Annotated in this window: 20 protein-coding genes and 1 tRNA gene; 11 read left to right on the top strand and 10 right to left on the bottom strand. The window is 49.6% G+C overall.

All coding sequences use genetic code 11. The annotated features are described in order from the left end of the window. The first annotated feature begins 48 nt into the window (after positions 1–48). Positions 49–213, top strand: coding sequence for a hypothetical protein (locus tag R3B84_20160; GenBank protein MEZ6142884.1), 165 nt, complete (start codon positions 49–51; stop codon positions 211–213). Between the two features lie 140 nt (positions 214–353). Here R3B84_20160 and R3B84_20155 read toward each other — a convergent pair whose 3' ends face one another. Further along, complete coding sequence (locus R3B84_20155; protein MEZ6142883.1) at positions 354–1,589, bottom strand: tetratricopeptide repeat protein; 1,236 nt, start codon at positions 1,587–1,589, stop codon at positions 354–356. Positions 1,590–1,808: 219 nt separating this feature from the next. Between R3B84_20155 and R3B84_20150 the strand changes: the two genes are divergently transcribed. From R3B84_20150 to R3B84_20115, 8 genes are all read left to right on the top strand, one after another. Further along, on the top strand, positions 1,809–2,921 hold the full coding sequence (locus R3B84_20150) for a Xaa-Pro peptidase family protein (GenBank protein MEZ6142882.1): 1,113 nt from the start codon (positions 1,809–1,811) through the stop codon (positions 2,919–2,921). Positions 2,922–2,942: 21 nt separating this feature from the next. Further along, positions 2,943–3,437, top strand: coding sequence for an acetyl-CoA carboxylase biotin carboxyl carrier protein (gene accB, locus R3B84_20145; protein MEZ6142881.1), 495 nt, complete (start codon positions 2,943–2,945; stop codon positions 3,435–3,437). Between the two features lie 36 nt (positions 3,438–3,473). After that, a complete protein-coding gene (gene accC / locus R3B84_20140; GenBank protein ID MEZ6142880.1) occupies positions 3,474–4,841 on the top strand; it encodes an acetyl-CoA carboxylase biotin carboxylase subunit in 1,368 nt (455 codons plus the stop codon). A gap of 48 nt (positions 4,842–4,889) precedes the next feature. Then, positions 4,890–5,282, top strand: a complete 393-nt coding sequence (locus R3B84_20135; protein MEZ6142879.1) for a hypothetical protein — start codon at positions 4,890–4,892, stop codon at positions 5,280–5,282. 173 nt (positions 5,283–5,455) lie between these two features. Beyond that, complete coding sequence (locus R3B84_20130) at positions 5,456–5,923, top strand: thioredoxin family protein (GenBank protein MEZ6142878.1); 468 nt, start codon at positions 5,456–5,458, stop codon at positions 5,921–5,923. A 158-nt stretch (positions 5,924–6,081) separates the two neighbouring features. After that, the gene (locus R3B84_20125) at positions 6,082–8,694 is read left to right on the top strand and encodes an SMP-30/gluconolactonase/LRE family protein (protein ID MEZ6142877.1); all 2,613 of its coding nucleotides are present in this window, start codon (positions 6,082–6,084) and stop codon (positions 8,692–8,694) included. Positions 8,695–9,025: 331 nt separating this feature from the next. After that, complete coding sequence (locus tag R3B84_20120) at positions 9,026–9,409, top strand: hypothetical protein (GenBank protein MEZ6142876.1); 384 nt, start codon at positions 9,026–9,028, stop codon at positions 9,407–9,409. A 100-nt stretch (positions 9,410–9,509) separates the two neighbouring features. After that, positions 9,510–10,001: a PEGA domain-containing protein gene (locus tag R3B84_20115; GenBank protein MEZ6142875.1), complete on the top strand. Its 492-nt coding sequence runs from the start codon at positions 9,510–9,512 to the stop codon at positions 9,999–10,001. Positions 10,002–10,009: 8 nt separating this feature from the next. Here the strand turns inward: R3B84_20115 and R3B84_20110 are convergent, their stop codons facing one another. Then, positions 10,010–10,828 carry an alpha/beta hydrolase-fold protein gene (locus R3B84_20110; protein MEZ6142874.1) on the bottom strand — a complete coding sequence of 273 codons (819 nt, stop codon included), beginning with the start codon at positions 10,826–10,828 and terminating at the stop codon, positions 10,010–10,012. A gap of 302 nt (positions 10,829–11,130) precedes the next feature. Here R3B84_20110 and R3B84_20105 point away from each other — a divergent pair, with 302 nt between their 5' ends. Beyond that, positions 11,131–12,345, top strand: coding sequence for a dipeptidase (locus R3B84_20105; protein MEZ6142873.1), 1,215 nt, complete (start codon positions 11,131–11,133; stop codon positions 12,343–12,345). A gap of 195 nt (positions 12,346–12,540) precedes the next feature. Here R3B84_20105 and R3B84_20100 read toward each other — a convergent pair whose 3' ends face one another. The 4 genes from R3B84_20100 to R3B84_20085 all read right to left on the bottom strand — a co-directional run bounded on the left by R3B84_20100 (position 12,541) and on the right by R3B84_20085 (position 17,248). After that, entirely contained in the window at positions 12,541–13,593 is a 1,053-nt protein-coding gene (locus tag R3B84_20100; GenBank protein MEZ6142872.1) for a hypothetical protein, read from the bottom strand. Further along, positions 13,590–14,342 (bottom strand): ABC transporter ATP-binding protein, encoded by a 753-nt coding sequence (locus R3B84_20095; GenBank protein ID MEZ6142871.1) that lies wholly within the window; start codon positions 14,340–14,342, stop codon positions 13,590–13,592. Before R3B84_20095 ends, R3B84_20100 begins: the two co-directional genes overlap by 4 nt. Before the next feature lie 18 nt (positions 14,343–14,360). Beyond that, entirely contained in the window at positions 14,361–15,542 is a 1,182-nt protein-coding gene (locus R3B84_20090; protein MEZ6142870.1) for an ABC transporter permease, read from the bottom strand. 371 nt (positions 15,543–15,913) lie between these two features. After that, on the bottom strand, positions 15,914–17,248 hold the full coding sequence (locus R3B84_20085) for a glycosyltransferase family 87 protein (protein MEZ6142869.1): 1,335 nt from the start codon (positions 17,246–17,248) through the stop codon (positions 15,914–15,916). Positions 17,249–17,734: 486 nt separating this feature from the next. Between R3B84_20085 and R3B84_20080 the strand changes: the two genes are divergently transcribed. Further along, positions 17,735–18,376, top strand: coding sequence for a hypothetical protein (locus R3B84_20080; protein MEZ6142868.1), 642 nt, complete (start codon positions 17,735–17,737; stop codon positions 18,374–18,376). A gap of 12 nt (positions 18,377–18,388) precedes the next feature. Here R3B84_20080 and R3B84_20075 read toward each other — a convergent pair whose 3' ends face one another. The 4 genes from R3B84_20075 to R3B84_20060 all read right to left on the bottom strand — a co-directional run bounded on the left by R3B84_20075 (position 18,389) and on the right by R3B84_20060 (position 21,025). Next, entirely contained in the window at positions 18,389–18,655 is a 267-nt protein-coding gene (locus R3B84_20075; GenBank protein ID MEZ6142867.1) for a hypothetical protein, read from the bottom strand. After that, the gene (locus tag R3B84_20070; protein ID MEZ6142866.1) at positions 18,652–19,158 is read right to left on the bottom strand and encodes a hypothetical protein; all 507 of its coding nucleotides are present in this window, start codon (positions 19,156–19,158) and stop codon (positions 18,652–18,654) included. Before R3B84_20070 ends, R3B84_20075 begins: the two co-directional genes overlap by 4 nt. A gap of 463 nt (positions 19,159–19,621) precedes the next feature. Next, a tRNA-Arg gene (locus tag R3B84_20065) sits at positions 19,622–19,695 on the bottom strand. A gap of 88 nt (positions 19,696–19,783) precedes the next feature. Further along, positions 19,784–21,025, bottom strand: coding sequence for an NPCBM/NEW2 domain-containing protein (locus tag R3B84_20060; GenBank protein MEZ6142865.1), 1,242 nt, complete (start codon positions 21,023–21,025; stop codon positions 19,784–19,786). Between the last annotated feature and the right edge of the window lie 156 nt (positions 21,026–21,181).

Here is a 21,181-nt window from a genome sequence, read left to right as displayed (position 1 = left end):
AAATGGGTCTGTGTTCTGATTAAATCTGTTAGGTTCATCACTTCGAATTTGAACGGCCCCTTCAGGGCCGAAGATCCGGAATTACTGCGACTGGAAGAACTGAAAACTTTTCGGGAACTGGCGCAAAATGCAACAGCTCGGCTCTATGTGGATTTCAACAACCCCACCCGGTTGCAAAAAGACTCTGCTGCAGAAAGTGACATCGTCGACTGAACAACAGCCTTGAAGGATTTCAAGTGCTACTACTCCTCGCATCGATCTAGCCACCACGGTGTAGCTAAGAACAAAACAACTTCATGAAGCAAAAACAATTGTTACTGTCTATTTCATTGTTGCCATTACTTGAGCATCCGTTATTTCTTGGCATCCCGCTCTTTTAGCCATTTGACAAACTCGGCAAATTGTGGTGACTTGACGAACTTGGCATAGGTTTCTTCGTCACGAAGCGATGCTTCAGTTATTTCAATGTCAAGTTCAAGAATGATTATTTGAAGAAAATTCAGAGTGTCTTCATGATTGCCTTCCTCTAAGGCCACCTGAATCCTCTGCCAATATGCATCTTCGAGAGTTGGCTCCAATTCTATCGCTTTTTCATATGCAGCCTTGGCCTCTTTTAACTGCTTGTTCTCTAGAAATGCGTTACCTCTTAGTGTATACAAAAACGGGTCGCCACCAATCGATTTTTCAAGCCGATCAATACACTGAAAAAGGCCTTCTTGATTTTTCTTCAGAATATAGTAATCGATCAGAATGATGTCGAGTGATGGATCATCGGCATATTTTTTGCGGTATGTTTCAAGCAGTTGAAGATATACTTCGTCTTCTAATTGTGCACCTGCCCGCAATGCATGGAACAATACAAGTTTGTTCTGCTTTACTGAAGGAGATAATTGTTGATAAGTTGCGTAAGCTTCTTGATGGCGATTGTTATCAATGTCCGATACCATTGTTTTAATTTTTGGTAGGCTGTTGACTAATTCCTGGTCTGCCTTGTTTATTTTTGCAAAGAGATCTCTTCTCGATCCAGCCAAGATCTGAATAAATAATCTTCTGAGCACCTGGCTAATGCTTTCCCCTGCATGGACAAGATAAATATCTTCTGCAGCAACGGTGCCATCTGGATAGCGTGCAAGTGTAAATCGCCAATATGCCAATCCTTCATCGCCAGAAATTCTAATCAAAAGTTGTTGCTGACCTGCAATCGTTCGAAGTCCAAGAGATGTAAGTATTTCTCCATTCTGTACTTGTGTAATCAACTGTTTTACCAATACTCCACTTCCCTTAACAAATCCTGCCTTGATTTCCTGTTGAATCTGTTGTGAAATCCCCAAATCACTAATGCATCGCTCACACAAACTATTAAAGCGTAATAGATCTTCAGCAGCTTTTTGATCTGCATTGCGTATAGCTTCTTCGAGTTTTCTGCCAAAATCAAGGTATTCCTCATCCGTAGGTGGGGGGCCAGAAGAAACTACCGATGGGGCGGGGCTGACATACTTGTAATCTTCTTTTGCCTGTTTTTTACAGCCACCGATCAGGCTGAAAATGATTAACAGGGCCACTGTAGTGGGCCAGGAGGAGCGCTTCATCGGCTGTCCTTAAGGTTGTGTGCGATGTTTGAATTTCCCCATTATGGCGGGAATCAACCCCTGTTACAAGCAGTTTTCTGGAAATTCAACTGTTGCACTCCACCATGGGGCACATCCAGAAAATGAATTAATCCTCATTTTTCATTTTCTCATTTCTACTCCCTCATTGTTCAACGGTCGGGGAAATTGTAAGCTAACCGATACTCGTTTCAGGTGCGTATGATGGGTTCGGACCGATATGTGCGGCGGCAGGATCAGTTGATCCAATTATTAAAAGAGCGTCAGACCAAGTGCCTGCTGGTGACGCACACACCCAATATTACCTATCTTACCGGCTTTACCGGCGACTCCAGTTTCCTCCTGGTGCACACCGATCATCGGCCAATTCTCATTAGTGATCAGCGCTTTACCGTGCAGATTGCCGAAGAATGCCCCGACCTCGAAGCCAAAATCCGTGGGCCACAGCGAAATACTTATCAGGAAACGGCCGATCTCCTGAAACTCTTACAGATTCAGAACTTAGGTGTGGAAAGCAGCATCACATTTGCCAGTTGTGAGCTGCTGAAAAGCCTGGTCCCTGCGTTGCAGCTTCACCTGTGCAGTGGGGCGATCGAACAGTTGCGGGCGATCAAAGATTCTGCGGAAATCGAACTGATCCAGACCGCTATTCAAATTGCGGAGGCAGGTTTTCAGGCGTATCGACCGATGATTCAGAATCGGGATACCGAAAAAGATCTGGTGAACCTGCTGGAAATGCTGATGAAACGCGTCGGGGCAGATGGTCCCGCATTTCCCATTATTGTGGGGATTGGTGAACGTTCGGCGTTGCCCCACTGTCCGCCGAGCAGCAAAGTGGCCAGCAGTTCCGGCTTTTTATTGACCGACTGGGGTGCGAAGTACCACGGTTATCACAGCGATATTACCCGTGTTTTCCGACGCACCGGTGGGGAAATCAGCCCCACCGATCTGGCACGGATCGAACAGATTTACAATGTGGTGCACGAAGCCCAGCAACGCGCAATTAACAAATTATACCCCGGCACCCATGTGCGGGAAGTGGATCAGGCGGCACGTGGCTGGATCACGGAGCAAGGCTTCGGCGAGCAATTTAATCACGGTTTAGGCCACGGAATCGGGCTGGAAATTCACGAAGCACCGTCCATTCGATACAATTCCGAAGATATTTTACAGGCGGGAATGGTGGTCACCATTGAACCGGGTATCTATCTTGAAGGTTTCGGTGGTGTGCGAATTGAAGACGATGTCTTGATCACCGAAGACGGTCCACAAGTATTGACAAAACTGACAAAATCGTGGTCTGATTTGTGGTAAAATCGCAATTAGAGGCGAGTTATGGCGAATGAGCAACCAGCGGAACAAAGTCCCTTTCATGTGGCACGGATCCAGTCGCTGGTCGAGTTAATGAAAGAATTCGATCTGAATGAGATCGATTTAAACGATGGCGAACAACGTATCCGTCTGCGACGTGGGGCACGACTGGTGGCAGCACCTGTTGCAGCCGCACCAGTAGCCACGGCACCTGCACCCGTTGTGCCCACAGCAACGGCAGTGCCTGCAGCAGCACCAACGACACCAGCTGGGCGGAAGCTGATCGAAATCAAGAGCGAACTGATCGGCACGTTTTATGCCAAGCCCGCACCGGACAAGGACGATTACGTGAAGGTGGGCTCTCGTGTTTCTCCCGATACCGTGGTCTGCCAGGTGGAGGCCATGAAGATTTTTAACCAGATCACCGCGAAATGTTCCGGCACCATTGTGGAAGTGTGCGTGCAAAATGCGGAATTTGTTGAGTTTGACCAGGTTCTGTTCCGTGTGGAACCAGACTAAATCAACAAAAGCATCCCAAAATAGATCAAAACACTTATGTTTCAACGCATCTTAGTTGCTAATCGTGGTGAAATTGCCCTGCGGGTGATCCGTGCCTGTCGTGATATGGGCATCAGCACCGTCGCTGTGTATTCGACCGCAGATCGGGATGGCACCTGGCTGAAGCAGGCAGATGAAGCAGTTTGCATTGGTTCTGGCCCCGCCTCAGACAGTTATCTGAAAATTAACCGGATTATTGCCGCCGCTGAAAAAACCAACGTCGATGCGATCCACCCTGGGTATGGTTTTCTGTCGGAAAATGCCGAGTTTGCCCAGATCTGTCGCGATTGCAACATTGAATTTATCGGCCCACCCGCCGATGCGATGAGCCGCCTGGGTAACAAAAACGCTGCGAAAGCGATTGCCCGCGAAGCAAAAGTCCCACTGGTGCCTGGTTCCGATGGGCTGATTACCGAAGAAAACGTCGCACTGGATGTGGCAAAAACAATCGGCTACCCCGTACTCATTAAAGCTGCCGCAGGTGGGGGTGGCCGTGGCATGCGGGTTGCCCGCAACGATGGCAGCCTGTTTGCAGGTTTGCAATCGGCACGTCAGGAAGCGGAATCGGCCTTCAAAGACGGTTCCGTGTTCATTGAAAAATATCTGGAACAGCCCCGCCACATTGAAGTGCAGCTACTAGGTGACAAGCACGGCAACGTGGTGCACCTGTTTGAGCGGGATTGTTCGCTGCAGCGTCGGCACCAGAAACTGGTCGAAGAATCGCCCGCACCTAACCTGCCCACGAAGGTGCGGGACAAAATCTGCGATGCAGCGGTGCGTCTGGCAAAAGCTGCAGGTTATTACTCTGCAGGCACTTGCGAGTTTCTGCTCGATAAAAACAATAACTTTTACTTCATCGAAGTGAACTCGCGGATTCAGGTAGAACACCCCGTTACTGAACTGGTGACTGGCATCGACCTGGTGCGGGAACAGATTCGAATTGCTGCGGGCGAAAAACTGCGTTTCAAACAGTCCGAAATTGTTCAGCGTGGCAGTGCCATTGAATGCCGCATCAATGCCGAAGACCCCAATAATAACTTTCAGCCTTCTCCGGGTTTGATTACCCACTGGTTTGCCCCAGGTGGGCCTGGAATTCGCCTCGATACCCATGCCTGTACGGGTTATCGCGTGCCACCCAACTACGATTCGCTGGTAGCCAAATTACTGGTGCACCAACCCACGCGGGCAGAAGCATTTGCCGTCATGCGACGTGCGTTGGCCGAGTTTATTGTGGAAGGGATCAAAACCACCATCCCGATTCACCAGAAGATTTTTCAGACATCGGCCTTTATCGACGGGCAAGTGGATACCACGTTCATTGAGCGGGTGTTCTATAATCAAGTCACCGAACCTGGAAAGAGTTAACCGACGATTCCATCTCTCCGGATCGTCAATGTTGTGGACAAATCAGCTATGGAACCGATCGATCGCACCCGCATCTATGAATTAATGAATAAATATTCATTTTCTGGGGCGACGTTGCGGTCGTTCCGGGTGCAGCACCGCAGCAAAAGCCAGCTAAATGCTACTTTGGTGATCAGTTTACTGAACAAAAATCGCACCAAGCGGTATCGGTTGAAGATCGTATTCTTCAATGTGGTGGAATTTCGCTTTCAAAAACGTCCCAACTCCAGCCTGAAACGCATCAGCGATGTGCGAATGGCGTTCTTTAATGAGCAATTCTTCATGAATTTGGATCCGTATGAAGAAATCGGGTTACCCACCGTCGCCGATTTTCGCAATTCCGACGCCTTCCTGGGCAGCGAACGTGCGGAGTATGAGCTGGAAGAGATCCTGAAGAAGTAGGGGAATGCAGTATATCGAGGATATCAAAAAGGAAAAATATTCTGGTAATCAAGCTGTTTTCCTAATAGTATATAACTTCACTAGAACATCACACAACCTTGTTAGTCGAAGTCAAGCAATGCCATATTGCCATCAAGAGATTAACTTGTGAAATCCTTAACTGGTCTCGAATCATGCAACTTCATTCTTTTCTGATTAGAAAGCGGCTTGTTTTGCATATGCCACTCATTGGGCTATGTTTAATTGCTGTGAGTTGCTCTGATATATCAACTGATAATTCAGATACTTCTTCTATTTCTACAACTAACAACAGTAATAATGAAATAAGTAACGGCAGAAGCAGTAGTAGAGCTATAAAACCACAGAAAAAAGTCGAATTTTTAACGTTTGGTGCAAAATGGTGCGCAGTTTGCCGAAATGTGCCTGCGCAATTAGAACAATTGCGAAAAACGTATCCAAAATACTCGTTCACATACCTTGATGTAGACGATAACATGAAGTTATCTGAGAAATATAATGTAAATGCATTGCCTTACAGCTTGATCATTTGTGATGGAAACGTAGTTGCAAGAATAAAGGGGCTTATTCCACTCAATGATTTGACTGAGTTCATAGATAAAACGATAAAAACTCATGAGTGAATATTTGTCTACAGCATATTACTGAACAAGCACACTGTGCATTGCTTCGACAGAGGAACGATGCCATGGGCCGAAGTGAGGGTATGGGTGTCATGAGAAAATTTTCATGAGAATCTGCTCGATTTTTGCTGCAAACCACTTCGCATCGATTTATGCTGGTGCTGCAACGACTGCAGGTTCCAGATATGCAACATCAGATTCTATCAGCCGATCATCAATCACAAACGTCTCTCAGATCTCTGGGTATCATTCCGATCTTTTGTAGTGCCATCGCAATGGTCATTTCAGGCAACTTTTTGCTTTCAGCACCATTGGCAGCAGCAGCAGAATTATTCACTGAGAAACCTGTGGTCTCTCAGAAAGCGGGCAGCACGACAATTCAATTGACGCTGGCCGAAGAAACGGATCTGGAAATAGCGATTGTTAACTCCCACGGTCAGGTGGTGCGGCATCTGGCTGCGGGTGCTGTTGGTAGCAAAGCACCACCGCCAGCTCCACTAAAGCGAGGTTTGACGCAAACCATTGTCTGGAATGGACTTAATGATGATGGCCTGCCTGCCAAAGGTGGGCCGTTTCAAGTCCGCATCCGCACCGGCATGGGCGTGAAAGTAGATGCGGCTGCTGGTGGAGACCCTTACGCCTGGTGGACAGAAGATAGCGGGCAGGGTGATCACGCACAATTTCGCCTGACAGGGCTGGATGCCAAAGCCGATGGCAGCGTTTATCTGTTTGGAAACATCACTCCCTACGGCCTGCCCGCTCTGCGTCGGTATGATGCACGGGGCAACTTTGTCCGCACGGTTTTCCCACCACCTGCCGATCATCAGGCTACCAGCGTCGAGGGGTGGGGCATTAACAAGCGGTCTGACGGCACCTGGACGTTACAGGCAAATTACAGTTGGGGTGGCCACACTTCCGAATGGACACTGATGACAGGCACCAAAGGCAATATCTGGAGTGGGAGACTGGTACCCACGCCAGAACCGGACAAACTGTGCCTCGTTAGCCTGCCATTAGGTGGGAATCGAATGATGTACTTTGGCACCGATGGCAAATTGCCTCAATGGAACCCACAGCCGGCACTGGGTGGGGAGCCACTGCCGGAAAAAGGGCTGATCCGATCATTTTTTACCGCACTCTCGCCGGATGGAAAGCACCTCTATATCAGCGGCATGAGCACGCTGCAGGATGGCTTCTGGCGCGAAGGACAGGTCTGGCAGGTGGATCTGGCAACCAGGCAAACACGCATCTATTATTCACTTGGCGATGACGAGCGGAAAAACCGCACCGCAATTGGCCATTCTGCCGCCTGCCCCTATTCCGCATTTCAGGGTGTGGCGGTTGATCGCGATGGGCGGGTATTTGTTTGCGACCGGATGAACAAGCGGGTGCTGGTGCTCGATCCAAAAGGCAAGGTCATCAGTGAATTGCCTGTTGAAAATCCCGATGCGATTGCCGTCAGCCCCACATCGAAGGCGGTGTATGTTACCACGCGGTTTGGCAATTACAGTGGGAATGGCAAACTGGAACTGCTGAAATTTACGGACTGGACCAAAAAAGCCCCCGCCACCGTGCATGTGCTGTTACGAAATGGTATTGGCAAACGACAGGAATCTTCCCTGCTAACCGTCGTGGAAGACAAAGGCGAAACGCTGGTGTGGGTTGGCTATACCCAACTGCCCGTTCGCATCTACCGCGATCGCGGCGAGAAATTGGAACTGGTCAAAAACTTCTACGAAGCGGGCCCTCAGCGGGCGTTGGATCTGCAGCACATGACACTCGATCCGAAAACGGGCGACCTCTACATTGCCGATTCGCAGGGATTTCTTTCCCGCATGAGAGATTGGAAAAAACCACTGTTTGAACCCTGCATGCTGGATGCAAAAACCCGCCTGAATGCATCAACCATTGCCATTGATACACGCAGTCGGCATCTTTACAGTCGCAATCACTACCGCGATCCGGTACATCGCTGGAACCTGGATGGTGAATATCTGACACCCGCACCTATTGAAGGGTCCAATAATATCATCCCACCGGTAACCTGTGCGTGGGTCTTCACCGGATTGTGGGAACGTGGGATGGCTGCCTGCCCTGCGGGACTGGCCACACTGGGGGTGGTTGTTGATGGCACAGGTGGCAGATGGGATAACTATCAGGGCCCAATTACCTATTTTCGCGCCCATGGTGCAAAGACACCCTGGCCTGCCCAGCCATTTACCGGCATTGGTGGGCAAAGGCCGAATACGGGTGGTATCGCTTTCGACCGCCAGGGCAATCTGTATGTGGGCATTGTTGATATTAAGCCAACCAATGTCCTGCCTGGGTTTGAGAAAGACAAGGATTATCAGGCGAAAATTGGCCGAATCCACAAATTTTCAGCCACTGGCAGCATGGCTTCCGGCAATCTGTTTCCCACGGTGCCTGCAAAAGCATCAACCGTGTACGATATTCAATATGGTCCGCTGATGCATTATCCTCGCTTTACGGTCGATGATTTTGGCCGGATTTACTATCCCAACGGCCTGCTGCCCCAGGTGGGAATCATTGATAACGAGGGGAACAGGATTTTGTCTTTCGGGACATGGGGAAATCGTGATTCTCTAGCTGGTTTACCGGGCGATCTGGTACCCACGAAAGATGTGCCGATGGCCTGGCCAAACAGCGTGGCTGCGGACGACAACTATATCTACGTTTCGGATATTCTGAACGCCCGCCTGCTGCGACTTGCAAAAACATTTTCCAGCACCCAGCTGATCCCACTGAAATAACTCTGTGGGCGATTTCCGTGCGGAGAAACAATAACGCGGAAAATCCGAACTTTCTACTTAATTACCAACTCCTTTTCTCGTTCAGAGATTATCTGACGTGGCTTGGACGTTGCCACAAGGTGATCTACTTCTCTGGAATTTTGACGCGTGAGCATAAATTTTATAGCAGCGAGCGCATATCGGTTACATGGTGAGGAATCGCAGATTGATCAGAGGATAAGCGGTGCCATTTGATATTCGGCAAGTTTCACGCCCAAAGGGGCGTACGACTCGATTGCAATTTCGGGTAACAGTAGAGTCTGAAATCGTATTTGATTCAACATGGGTTGCAGTGCGATTTTCAACAGTACACGAAGCTGAATGGCTCGCAGCAACAATCGACCGACTTGCCCAGATTGGTAAATTCGCAGGGTGTCCTGGCCATCGCAATGAAGTGATACCAGTTTTTCAATTTTACGATTCATTTGACACCAACCATGGGAAAACAGTTGCGGGAATCATGTGTCATGCAGAGTACCTGGATGGCCCATATCGTGGCGGATGCTGGTATTGTCAGGTAGTTTCCGGAGGCACGCAGTTTTTTCATACTGCTGAAACGGCTATCACGCCAAGAAGTGGGTTAGCAGCGATGTGGTTGTGTGAGGTCGTCATTTCCGCAGTGCTGTCTGATGTTTGGCAACGTGGACCGACCCATTGCTGGCAGGATTCTCATTAAAAGTGAGCAAATTTTCATTTATCCTCTTTGGGCACCTGACAACTTCCGCTTGCGATAAATGCCACTTTGCGGTATTCCCACGGTGCGTGGGGGATGCAAAATGCGTAAGTTCTTACTGGGCAATCTCTTATTGATCGTTTGCCTCAGTTCAGGGTGCGTCGAACGTCGCTTCCGAATCGAATCAAATCCACCTGGTGCTCAGGTGCGGATCAATGGGAAGCTGCACGGTCCCACGCCAATCGATATCCCATTCCAACATTATGGCGACTATCATATTGAACTGCTGAAAGGTGGCTATGAAACTCGCACCACGGTGGTTCCGATCGATACACCCTGGTATCAACGCCCACCGATTGACTTTATCAGCGAAGTACTCTGGCCGTGGCAGATTACCGATATTCGCCAGTTGAACTTCGATTTACCACCGAATGTGAACCCCACTGTGGATGAATTGAAGGCGGAAGCAGAAGAATTACGCAATCAGGCAAAAGAAATGCCACAACCACGCCGAGCCCCGACTGAAAAAACAACAACGCCCACACCTGAACCACCCAAATCGTCAGATTTACCCGAATTGCCCAAGGAGCCGTAACGCTGGCCCTATTTTTCCCCTTCAGTGCGAAACAGCAGTGGGGCGAAATAGTACAAATCTGCCTTCCAGACAGCAAAATCGTGCTTGCCTTCCGCATGAACATGCCATTTGTGGTTGATTTTGTTCGATTCCAGATATTTGTGCACGTTTTCACTGATGCGGAATAGCCCGTCGCGGTCGCCGCACGACACCCACAGAAGTTGAAGTTGTTTGTTCGCCTGATCGGACTCTTTCAACAGGCTTTCCGGCCGCTTGGTGTTAGGAGCGGACGAAAAACCGCCCACCCAGGCGAAGGTATCCAGGTTTCCAAGGCCAAAATTGAGCGATTGTCCCCCACCCATCGATAGGCCGGCAATCGCACGTGACTTGCGGTCTTTCAGCACCGAATATTCCTTTTCAATGAAAGGAATCAGATCATTAAGCAAATCTTTTTCAAACGCTGCGAAGGCTGGCGACTGCTTTGGAATGGGGTCACGTGCAGTCAGATCTTTGGCTGCACGGCCGTTGGGCAGCACCACAATCATCGGAATCGCCTTTTTCGCTGCGTACAGATTATCCATGATCACATCGGCCGCACCACCCCGCGACCATTCGTATTCCGTCCCGCCTATGCCGTGCAGGAGATACAGCACCGGGTATTGCTTTTCTTTCGTATACCCAGGTGGGGTGTAAACCTGGGCCTGACGGGTGACTCCCACCGTTTTCGATGGGTATTTCACCAGTTCCAGCTTCCCTTTGGGATTCTCTGGATTCCGAACATCATACCCACGTGGTGGTTTGGCATGCTTTTGAGCAGGATCCTGTGCAATCGCCGCGGATAAGGTCATCGAGAATGCCAGAAGGCAGGAGAGTTGAAATAGCATTGAAAACCACCTTGATTGTGAGTGATTGAGTATCGCATTTCAGAAGGAGTTTGTAAATGAAACACGGATTTTCTCATGAATTTCTCATCGAAGGGCAACAGCTTTGGTTAGCAGCGCCACAATTTATTGCGGCCCACTGAATTGCTGACTTGGCAGAAAAACCACATAATGAGTGGTAACTTTGCCTGATAAAGGCAGTTCAATGGTTTCAAAAGCTGGTATCTACTCTCCCACCAGTATGGCAGTCGAACAATCAAGGTGCGCTAATGAGATTACTATTGTTGGGTTTGCTGTTTGCCTGTACCACGGGTGGGGTGCTGGCACAGCCCAAATCGAGCCGCAAACCAGTGGTACTGACCGATGAGGCCAGGGAAATCCACCGTGAAGCCCTGTTGGTGGATGGCCATAACGACTTGCCGTGGCAATTTCGCTCTCGTTCGGATGGTTCCTTTCGCAAAGTGGATATTTCACAGAACGAAAAAGAACTTCACACCGACATTCCCCGCCTGAAAGAAGGTGGGGTGGGGATGCAATACTGGGCAGCTTACGTGCCCGTAGAACGCTTTAAGGGCCCCACTGCAATCAAATCCACGCTGGAACAGATTGATACGATCCACCGGATGGTTAAACAGTATCCGGAAACTTTCGAAATGGCGGCCACCACAGCCGATATTTACCGGATCCGCAAACAAGGCAAGATTGCCTCGATGATCGGCGTGGAAGGTGGGCACAGTATTGATAACTCGCTGGCGGTTTTACGCACCTATTACGATCTGGGCGTGCGATACATGACGCTGACCCACAGCGAAACGCTGGATTGGGCCGATTCTGCCACCGATGAGGAAAAACATGGTGGATTGACCCCTTTTGGCGAAGAAGTGGTGCGAGAAATGAACCGCCTGGGGATGCTGGTCGATTTATCCCACGTTTCAGCCAAAACGATGCGTCATGCGTTGAAAGTGACACAGGCACCTGTGATCTTCTCTCATTCTTCGGCATTTTCGATTGCCGACCACCCACGGAACGTACCGGACGATGTGCTGAAAATGGTCACCAAAAACCGTGGCGTGGTGATGGTTAACTTTTACAGTGGCTTTATTGTGCCGGAAGCCTCCCGCCTGCGGAAAGAACGAGCCGATGTTGTTCGCAAGTTGAAAGAAGAGTTTCCGGATGAGAAAAAGTTCGATGAAGCCTACCGCCAGTGGCGAAAAGCCCACCCGATCCCACGTGGGGATATCCATGATGTGGTGAACCACATTGAACATATCATTAAAGTGGCCGGTATCGACCATGTGGGGCTGGGTTCCGATTACGATGGTATTGATGCAGTACCAGTACAACTGGAAGATGTGTCGAAGTTCCCACTGATTACCCAGGAGCTACTGAACCGTGGCTATAAGAAGGCAGACATCCTGAAGATCCTGGGAGGCAATGCCATGAGGGTGCTGGAGGAAGCGGAGGCCTTTGCACGAAAGAAGTAACTGTTAAAATTGTGTTGTTATCAATCAAAAATTCTTCTTGGCTGGCTCGCCTTGATTCATGGGAACAGAGCAGAGAAACAGAACCTTATTAAAGAAGGTGCCCAAAATCATGAGCGAAGAATACATAAAAACTGATTGATTAGTATTCCATGTTATTCATCGAGTTGAATCCAGTATGGTCGAATATCCAGACGGTCATTCCTCCAGCGTGACCCGAAGTTTTTGACCAAACTTCGGCATTTGTTCCGCTGGATCCACTTCCACGTGGCATTCCAGCACACGCTCGTCGGTCATCGTCAGTAGTTCTTGTGCATTCGTGGGACGTTTTGGCAAAAACTCGTTGGCCACGAACGTTACTTTTCCTTTCCACTTCACGGATGGATCTTCTTCATCTTCGATGATGGCGATCATTCCCATTTTTACTCGAGAGGAAAATTCCTGAGAGATTTCAATGCGTACAATCAAAGCCTGTTTTGGCAAAAACCAGAAAGCAGGTTCCCGCGTGTGGGGACCAAAGGTGATCCCGTCATGCACAAACGAACGCAGAATCACCCCATCGCTGGGTGCCTTGCAGTCCAGATATTTCAGGGCTAATTTAGCCTGGGCCAACTGCTGTTCTTTGTGCTTGACGCCCAACTTGGCAGAATCGATCGTGGGCTGGGGTGACTGCAGACGCACCGCTTCCTGCTTCCAGCGTGCCGAATCGATCATCCGCTCGGCAGATTGGATCGATGCCAGCGCAGCCTCATATTCTGCTTTAGACTTCTGCTGCAGGTCCAGCAATCTTCGTGTATCTTCAAATTCTGCTTTGCGATTCTTCAGATCTTCTTCGCGAGCCTGGAGTTCAAATTTAGCCGCATTCATGGAAGCATCAAACACCTTCAGGCCGGCTTCTGCTTTCACCAGGTCTACCTTGGCCAGTTCGAGTGCGGTAGTGGCCTGTGCCACCAGCATCTCAGCATGTTCCTTATCCATCGTCAGCAGAGATTGGCCCGCTTTTACTTCTTCACCAGTCTTCACCAACACGTTCAGTGCTTTGGATGGCTGGGGGAAGTTGTCCGGGAAGAGCTTCAGATACGATTGTCTGGTATCGACAAAGCCAATGCATACCAGGCGTTTCCCATTCACCCGTTCTGCTGGTGGTTGCGCAGGTTCACCGGTGCCCGTACCCTTGGCCGCATACAACATGGCCACCACGCTGAACAAACCAACAAGAACTGCAAACATCAAAAAGCGTTTATTGGTCATGAAGGTGACCTCCAGGACTCGACCCCATGGTGGGTGGGAATGGCGGATTCATGCAAGTGACCATCTTCCATCTGGTAATAAGTATCCACGTGCTCCAACAGGCGATGATCGTGGGATACCACGATAATGGTGGAATTATATTCGTGGGCAGCCTGCTGCAACTGATCAATCACCACCTGACCACTGGTCCAGTCCAGTGCACTGGTGGGTTCATCAGCGAAGCAGAATCGTGGACGTTTAATCAAGGCACGGCCAATGGCGACCCGTTGTTTTTCCCCACCGGATAGCTGGGCGGGCTTTTTGTGCTCTTTCCCTTTCAGCCCCAGCAATGCCAGCATTTCATCGGCCCGTTTGCGAGATTCGCGACCGGAAATACCATGGCCCCACCGCAGCACAATTTCCAGTTGCTGCCGGGCACTCAGTGCGGGGAACAGGTTGTAACCCTGAAAGATATAGCCACAGTTTCTCAAACGAAACTGTTCCCGCTGCGATGGACTGAGCTTCCAGATATCCACCCAGCGATCGGCTTCTCTTACCAGCACCTGACCTGCATTGGGTTGCAATAGGCCGGAAAGAATTGCCAGCAGAGTCGACTTACCGGAACCGGAAGGCCCCATGAGCATCGCCACCTGACCTGGGTACAGATCAAGTGAAATCGAATCGATGACGTTTCTCGCCGTGGCACCATCGGTGAAGGCCCGCGTTAAGCTAATGCTTCGCATCGATGGTTCCAGGTCGTCGGTCAACACAGTTGGTCCTCCTGCTGGTTATCGCAGCAGCGACATCGGTTCAATACGACGCACCGACCGTAAGGCAAGCACGCCAGAAACAACAGCCATTAACAAAGTTAATCCACCACACAACGCCAGTAATTCCCAAGGCAACGGAATCTGCACATCAAGCAGATCACCTGCGTAGGCCAGAAGTTGCACGCATGGATAGCCCAGGGCAATGCCAAACAGGCCCACGATAAATGATTGCGCAACCACGGTAACCATAATACGCCAGCGGGGAATACCCATCGCCAGCAGAATGGCATATTCTTTTGCAGAAGCCATCGTGGCAGCGAACAGCGTCTGGCTGGTGATTAACGATCCTACCAGTAATCCCAGCATGGCGGTGTAACCCAGAGCAATCCCCGCCTTGGTTTTAATTAACCAGTGGATACGGGATCGACGGGAGAACTGGTCGGATGTAAACACCGACATATCGTTACGATCCTTGTAAGATTCCTGCAACGAGGCCGCTACTGCGGGAGCATCTTTCGGATCGTGACACCGGATCAGCATGTAAGTCACATGATCCGATGGCGTGGTGCCGCGTAACAGGTTCTTCGCTGTGGGGCGAGAACAGAATACATAAGGCCCTGCAAGACTTTTCAGTCCGTTGGTTTCCCCCACGATACGAACTTTGACACGGTTGATCGTGGCATAATCGCCAATCCCGGTCACGCCCAGGCGTGCCCGTTCGGATTGATCAATAATGATGGTGTTCTCTTCGGTGATCGCATCCCGCAGGGTGGGGGTCAATTCGTTGATGGAACCCATACTGCCATCATCCAGGCAGGAACCAATCAGTACGCACAGTTCCGAACCACCGTCGGGTTTGATCCACGATGCGAATGATTGAAAGTAGGTTTCCACTTCCGCCACACGTGGATCTCCGGCAACGCGGGAAAAATGACTGGTTGGAATCGGTCTTCCCAGGTCAACGCTGAGAACCTCCGGCGATCCAATCCAAACGTCGGCCCGTGTTCGATCCACCGGCAAACTGGTAATCTTGAACAAACCAAGCAACATGCCACACTGAATTGCAATCAGCACTGCCGAAAAGGCCACCGCCACAATACCTGGAAGGTATCTTGGTCGTTCATGCCAGATGGTGGTCAATGAGTAATTCATTTCGCCTGTGCGGTCAATTCCTTTGTGCTTACCAGCCAATTGGTGCAATTGGTAATCAGCATTGCTGTTTACCTGAATTGCCCAACAAGTTTATTCTAGCAATTTTGCCAATGAAAATTCGTCCAATGATTGTATCGGACAAATCGATTAGCATGCTTGTGCAAAGATTACCAGGAACACCGAAGTAACTCAATATTCCTTAATATCAAACGGTTCCTGTTGCACAGAGAAAACAGAAGATAGCACCTGGAAACTGGTATTTACAAGTGGAAGAGCAGGCACGAACATGATCCGCCACCCAGATTGCCCAAATTAACTGTGAAATTAGGTAATTTGAGTTGTCTGTGCAATCAAATTGAGGTCTGCTTAAAAAATTGTGACAGAAAATGAAAATTTCATGAAGGGCTTATGGCCATCAATCAAAGTGGGGCCACGAGTGACTTTTTCATCTGCAGCAGTTGAAGCAAAAAGAAACCGAGCAGCATGTAGAACGGCCAATTGATGATCAGCAGCAATCCAATGGGGCCAGTGGGGTCGCTTAACAAACCCAGCCGCTCGCACCAGGTAAAAATCTCCTTCGGACTCAGCCAGAAAAACGCCAGAATGCCAATCAGGGCGTAGGCACTCCCACCTTTAGGTGGGATGCAGAAATTGCTGGTGCGGCAAAAGAGCACCACCGCAGGCATCAGCAGAAGTAAGGAATGGTCCCACGTCAATGGGCCCAGCAGTAACATCACCGTGACAAATAACCAGTAAAGTTGATCCCAACTGCTTTTGCTTGAAGACTTTACGGCAAATCGAAGTAACAGGAAGACGAGCACAGCCGCTGAGACAAAAGTTGCCCCCCATGCAATCCGTGGTTGGTGCAGGAACGGTCGAACCCCTTCGCTGATTTCACCCACAAACAGGCGGTGCCACACCCCCAGCACCGAATGATTCATCCAACTGCATCGGAAAGGTTTTAACGCTGGCACCACTGTTTGCGCATAATCAGTAATGGCATTTGTACCCAGTAATAGGGCGGAACCGCCCGCACAGACCAGTAACGTGACGCACCCCGCGACGATGGCACGATACTGCTTCCGGAGCAAAAAATAGAGTAGCAGAAAGCCGGGGAATATTTTGATCGCTGCTGCCAGGCCAATGGCAATTCCTGCCCATGTTGTGTATTGGCGGGCAGATGCCACCCAGCCACCGACAAACAGGAATAATAACAGTGCATTCAACTGGCCCTGATTGAACTGTTGCTTCAATGGGTTGCAAAAAGACAACAGCCCCACCGTGGGGAGAATCAGCCAGGCATAGTCCGGCTGCCATTTTATGCGTAACTCCTTAGCCAGTAAGAAGATAGCTGCCGCCAGCAATATCAGCGACAGCACGTGCCAGACTGCTAAAGCGGACAGAAAATCCAACTTGCCCAGTGGCAGCACCAGCACCACAGAAGGTGGAGGGTGGGCGTTGTATTGCAGTTCAATTTTTACATCTTCCAGCCGCACCGGCACATAGTCTGCCAGATTCTGCTTCATGTGCTGGTAGATGGGTCGACCAGTCCACCAGTTGCGTGCGGAACTCCACTCCTGAAAAAAATCGTTTGCAGTTTCGTTCAGTGGGGGCTGCAACTGGTACAACCAGCCACTTTTCTGGATTTTGCCATCAACGACAGTTTCCCGCACGGGGACCTGCATCCAAAGCACAAAAAGGGCAATCAGTTGCCAGAAAATACGGATACTCAACGGCCACTGGCGAATAGTCATGAAGGGATTTTCATTTTTGCAGGATAATATGGTGAAGTATACCACACGACCTGGTGAAGGCACCACCATAAGCATCGGGGCAGGATATCACCCCCACGAACCGCAAACCCACTGATACCCACCAGTGGGTGCAGCATTTTTTTGCATGAAACAAAAATTTTGAAAAAATTTCCTTTAGTAAACTGTTCCGAATACGGTGGATAAACCACAAAATCTTCCTGCAAACCCACCCGCAAACAACAAAATAGTGAAGGCAGGAAAATGGTAGCGGCGACTTGGCCCGCAGGCCTAAATTACCTAAGTTGATATTTGCTTTAATTCGTTATTTCCGACCGATTTTCATTTGGAACACGTGCTAGAATGCCTGCGAGTCGGCGACGAAAGCCAATCCAGTTGCTACATTAAAAAAACACCAGGATTGTACTGCCCAAAGAAGCCGACGATGCTGATTTTCATGTACCTTAGTAAGTAAAGGCCAGTCGGAACGTGACAACCCTTACATTACCTCACTTAAAGCAAAAACGCTACGGATCCTTCCTGCTGACTGATGCCATCCGGCCTGGTCAGGATGTCCCCGTGATCCCTTCCCAGGGTTACCGGATCAGCAGGCACCGTGATTTTCATACTGGCAAAGTAATGCCAGTGCTTGGTGCGGCTGTATCTGCAGAAATTATTTTCGATGTCTTTATTGAGCTGTTGGAACCACTTGGACAGGAAGTTCATGTGATTCTGGAAACCAGCCACGGCTTGCATTCTGCAGAGCACGAAGATTTACGTCGCTCCCACATTGATATGTCGGTGCTGATCAGTCATCTGTACGATTTTGAAGATTTGCTGTTGAATGACGGCTGCACTGGTGTGGCCGTTCTGTCGCGAAATCTGCGAATGGAAGTCCAGTTCGACGAGCACAAATTGTTCTTCATTTATGCACGCGACCTGACACCATTTCGCCGGATTTTACGTCGGCATTCGGTGCTGCGGAACAATAACCTGCGGCTGATCGCAGAAGCAGAACATCTGCACCACAGCCAGCTTCGACATGCAGAAGAATTTCAGGTATTGGCTAACCGCCTGAGCGCTGGGGACTATTCCGATCACTTTACAGCAAACGATGATCCCGTCTGGTAGCCACCTGCATTGTTAATTCTTTTGCAGGGTGGCCGCATCCTGTCGAATCTCATCTTCCAGCATATTCAACTGAATCTGATAATTCGCTGCTGAAATATCATCTGGCTGCACCAGTGAAACCGAAGCTGGCAGTGGTGGTGCGGCAGGTGTGGTTACTGTCGCTGGTGCGGGCTCTTCCGGCTTAATGACCGGTGCCTTACTTTTTTGTGGCTTCAATGGTACGCACCCTACGGTTGCAAGTACCAGCATCAGAGCCAGCTTGTAGCAAAAACTTTTCATCGTTGGCCCCCATTTCCGATGCGTGGTTCGTTATTAGCGCTGGAAGTTCCAAGTGGTGCAATCGGTTCCAGTCGCGTGGCATCGATGCCCATGTTCGGACGAATGCGGGATACCTCTTCCAGACCGGGCAATTGTGCCAGGCGTTGTTCGTAAATGGTGGTTGCTTCCCGTTCCAGTGCTTCTGCTTTCAGAACCAGGTCGCTGCGACCTTCCATATCGGCCAACTGTTTAATTTTCGAAATACTCGCGAGCCGTCGCAAGTACGTGGTTTTTTCCATTTCGAACGATCGGCGGATCGTTTCTTTGGATGGTGGCTGCACCACCGTGGGCGTTGGCACTTCTGCCTTGGGTTCAGGTGCAGATGCCTGACCTAAAAGGTTACGCTGTAACCAGTTAGGTTCGTCTTTATTCGTATTTGGCTTTGCTAGCGGCTGTTGTGCGGTTACCGCGGAAACGGTTCCTAACAGCAATACGCTGCACCAGCCTAGTCGGCGCAAAGTCATGATTTTTCCCCCCCAGGAAAAAGGAAGTTGTCCACAGCCCCCCGACTGTGGACAACTCGCAACATCTGGTGCCATTGCCAGAGCGAGGGTGTACATGCCAAACTTAGAAACCGTTGTAAAGCCCAGTTTGGCGAAAAATTCAATTTTTGTACCGAATTGCAATTTTGACAATTTCAAACGGTTTCCTGCCTGTGCAAATTTGAGCCACCCCAGGAAGATACCGTCTTATTTCCCCTTCCTGCGAGGGAAGGGGCTGGGGGTTAGGTTGTCTTCAACTTCATTGCTCTCAACACAAGCAAAGTATTTCTTCTAAAGATTGACCGCAAAGCCGCAAAGTGAACAAGGGAGTAATACGAGCCGGAAACGTGAGTGAGGTATTATCTCTGTGCCAAATTCGCGAAGTAGAAAAGGGACAAAACAATCTTTGAAATGTGAATCTGGGAAAAATGGGCAATCTGAGTAATATCCCCGAGAGGATTCGAACCTCTAACCTTTGCCTCCGGAGGGCAACGCTCTATCCAGTTGAGCTACGAGGACGTCTAATTAGTAATTGTAGCTGACAAGCACCTGTCGGCCAGTAAAGTTCAGAGGCAATTCAAGATAACAGGGACTTCTGAGCAGCACTTTACTTCATCACTTTGCCATCACCAATTACGAGTGCACGGCCGGCGTCCAGTTCGCCTTTTGGAGTTTCCACTCGGATCCGCAACAGATCACAATTCTGCAGATTCACATTGATCTCGGTAATCGGGCTGCCTGCTTTGATCTCATTTCGCAGCAGTGGGGTGCCGTCACCTTCCACCACCAGATTAATGCTGACATCCGAATTTCCATAATAACGTGGGTCAATCCCCACAGATGCCCGAAATGTTTTGAACTTTCTTTCCAGTGGGAACTCGAGAATCACATCAGGATGTACCCACAGTCCTTTGCGGTAGGTGACCTTTTTCAGTGTCTTGGCATCAACGTACAGTTCCAAACCTTTGCGATCGGGGAATTCATTCTTAAAAACTTTTAATAATTCGATTGGCAGCACACTGCTTTCATACGCCAGCTTATATTCCATCTCAGAAAGATATTTGACCGAATTCGAGCCAAAATCAAACTTGCTGATCTGATTGCTGGCCATTTCCAGTTTTAACCCTGCCACCGTGTTGACGGTAAAGCCATTCGCGGTGCGTTCCACACTTTTGGCGGCATAATTGTTGCCCAGACTGTCCTGAACCGTACAGATCGTGGGTGGGGCCTCACCAGGAAGCTGGTTGAAAATCATGCCGGCGATACGATCAATGGGTAAATCAAGCGGGTTAGCACCCTGGCGGGTAAACTTGATGCTGTTCTTTTCCAGATCACCTGGGCCAAACGTCCCGGGGATAGCATCGTAGGTTTCCTTATTTTCCATCGCACCTGGTTTGGAAATTACCCACAGGTCAAAGCGACCTCGGGAGCGAATCAGCTCGCGAAAGCGTAATTCCCGCCGTAAATCCTGCGCTTCTTTCAGCACCGTGAAAATCGTGGTCATCGGCACCTGCATCCGCGACGTGGTGCCTGCGGCAAAGTCCGGCACTTCCAGAATTGCGGTTTTCCCATCCAGTTTGAACGATGTGCACCGGATGGTGGTGCCATCGGTCAGTTCCACCATGGTATAGGTGGCGTTCGCGGGAATCGGCTTGGGCTTGTTTCCAAACTCGACGGTGTTCAGTTCGGTCAACGGATATTTTTGCGGCATCCCATTCACTTGAAAGGTCAGTTCCAGTTTGCCAATCGCCATCACTTCGCCAGTGGCTTTTTTCCCTTCCAGGGTGGTCAGTTCTGCACCGTACGCACCAATACACCAACCAGCCAGCACCAGAATACTCAAACGCATCGCAATCTTCCTATGTTGTGTGGGCCGCACCCGGAATCAAACCAACCAGAAGTTAATGTATTGTAACGAATTGCCCCCTAGTGGGGGAATGTTGTCCCACTCGTTACAAGAGTAAAGACGATTCAGGTGTCACGTACCTATCGAAGTTTCCCAAAA

It is taken from the genome of Zavarzinella sp., assembly GCA_041399155.1.
Lineage (GTDB): Bacteria > Planctomycetota > Planctomycetia > Gemmatales > Gemmataceae > JAWKTI01.
Note: the sequence above shows the minus strand (reverse complement) of the source record. Positions and strands in the feature narration are given on the sequence as shown.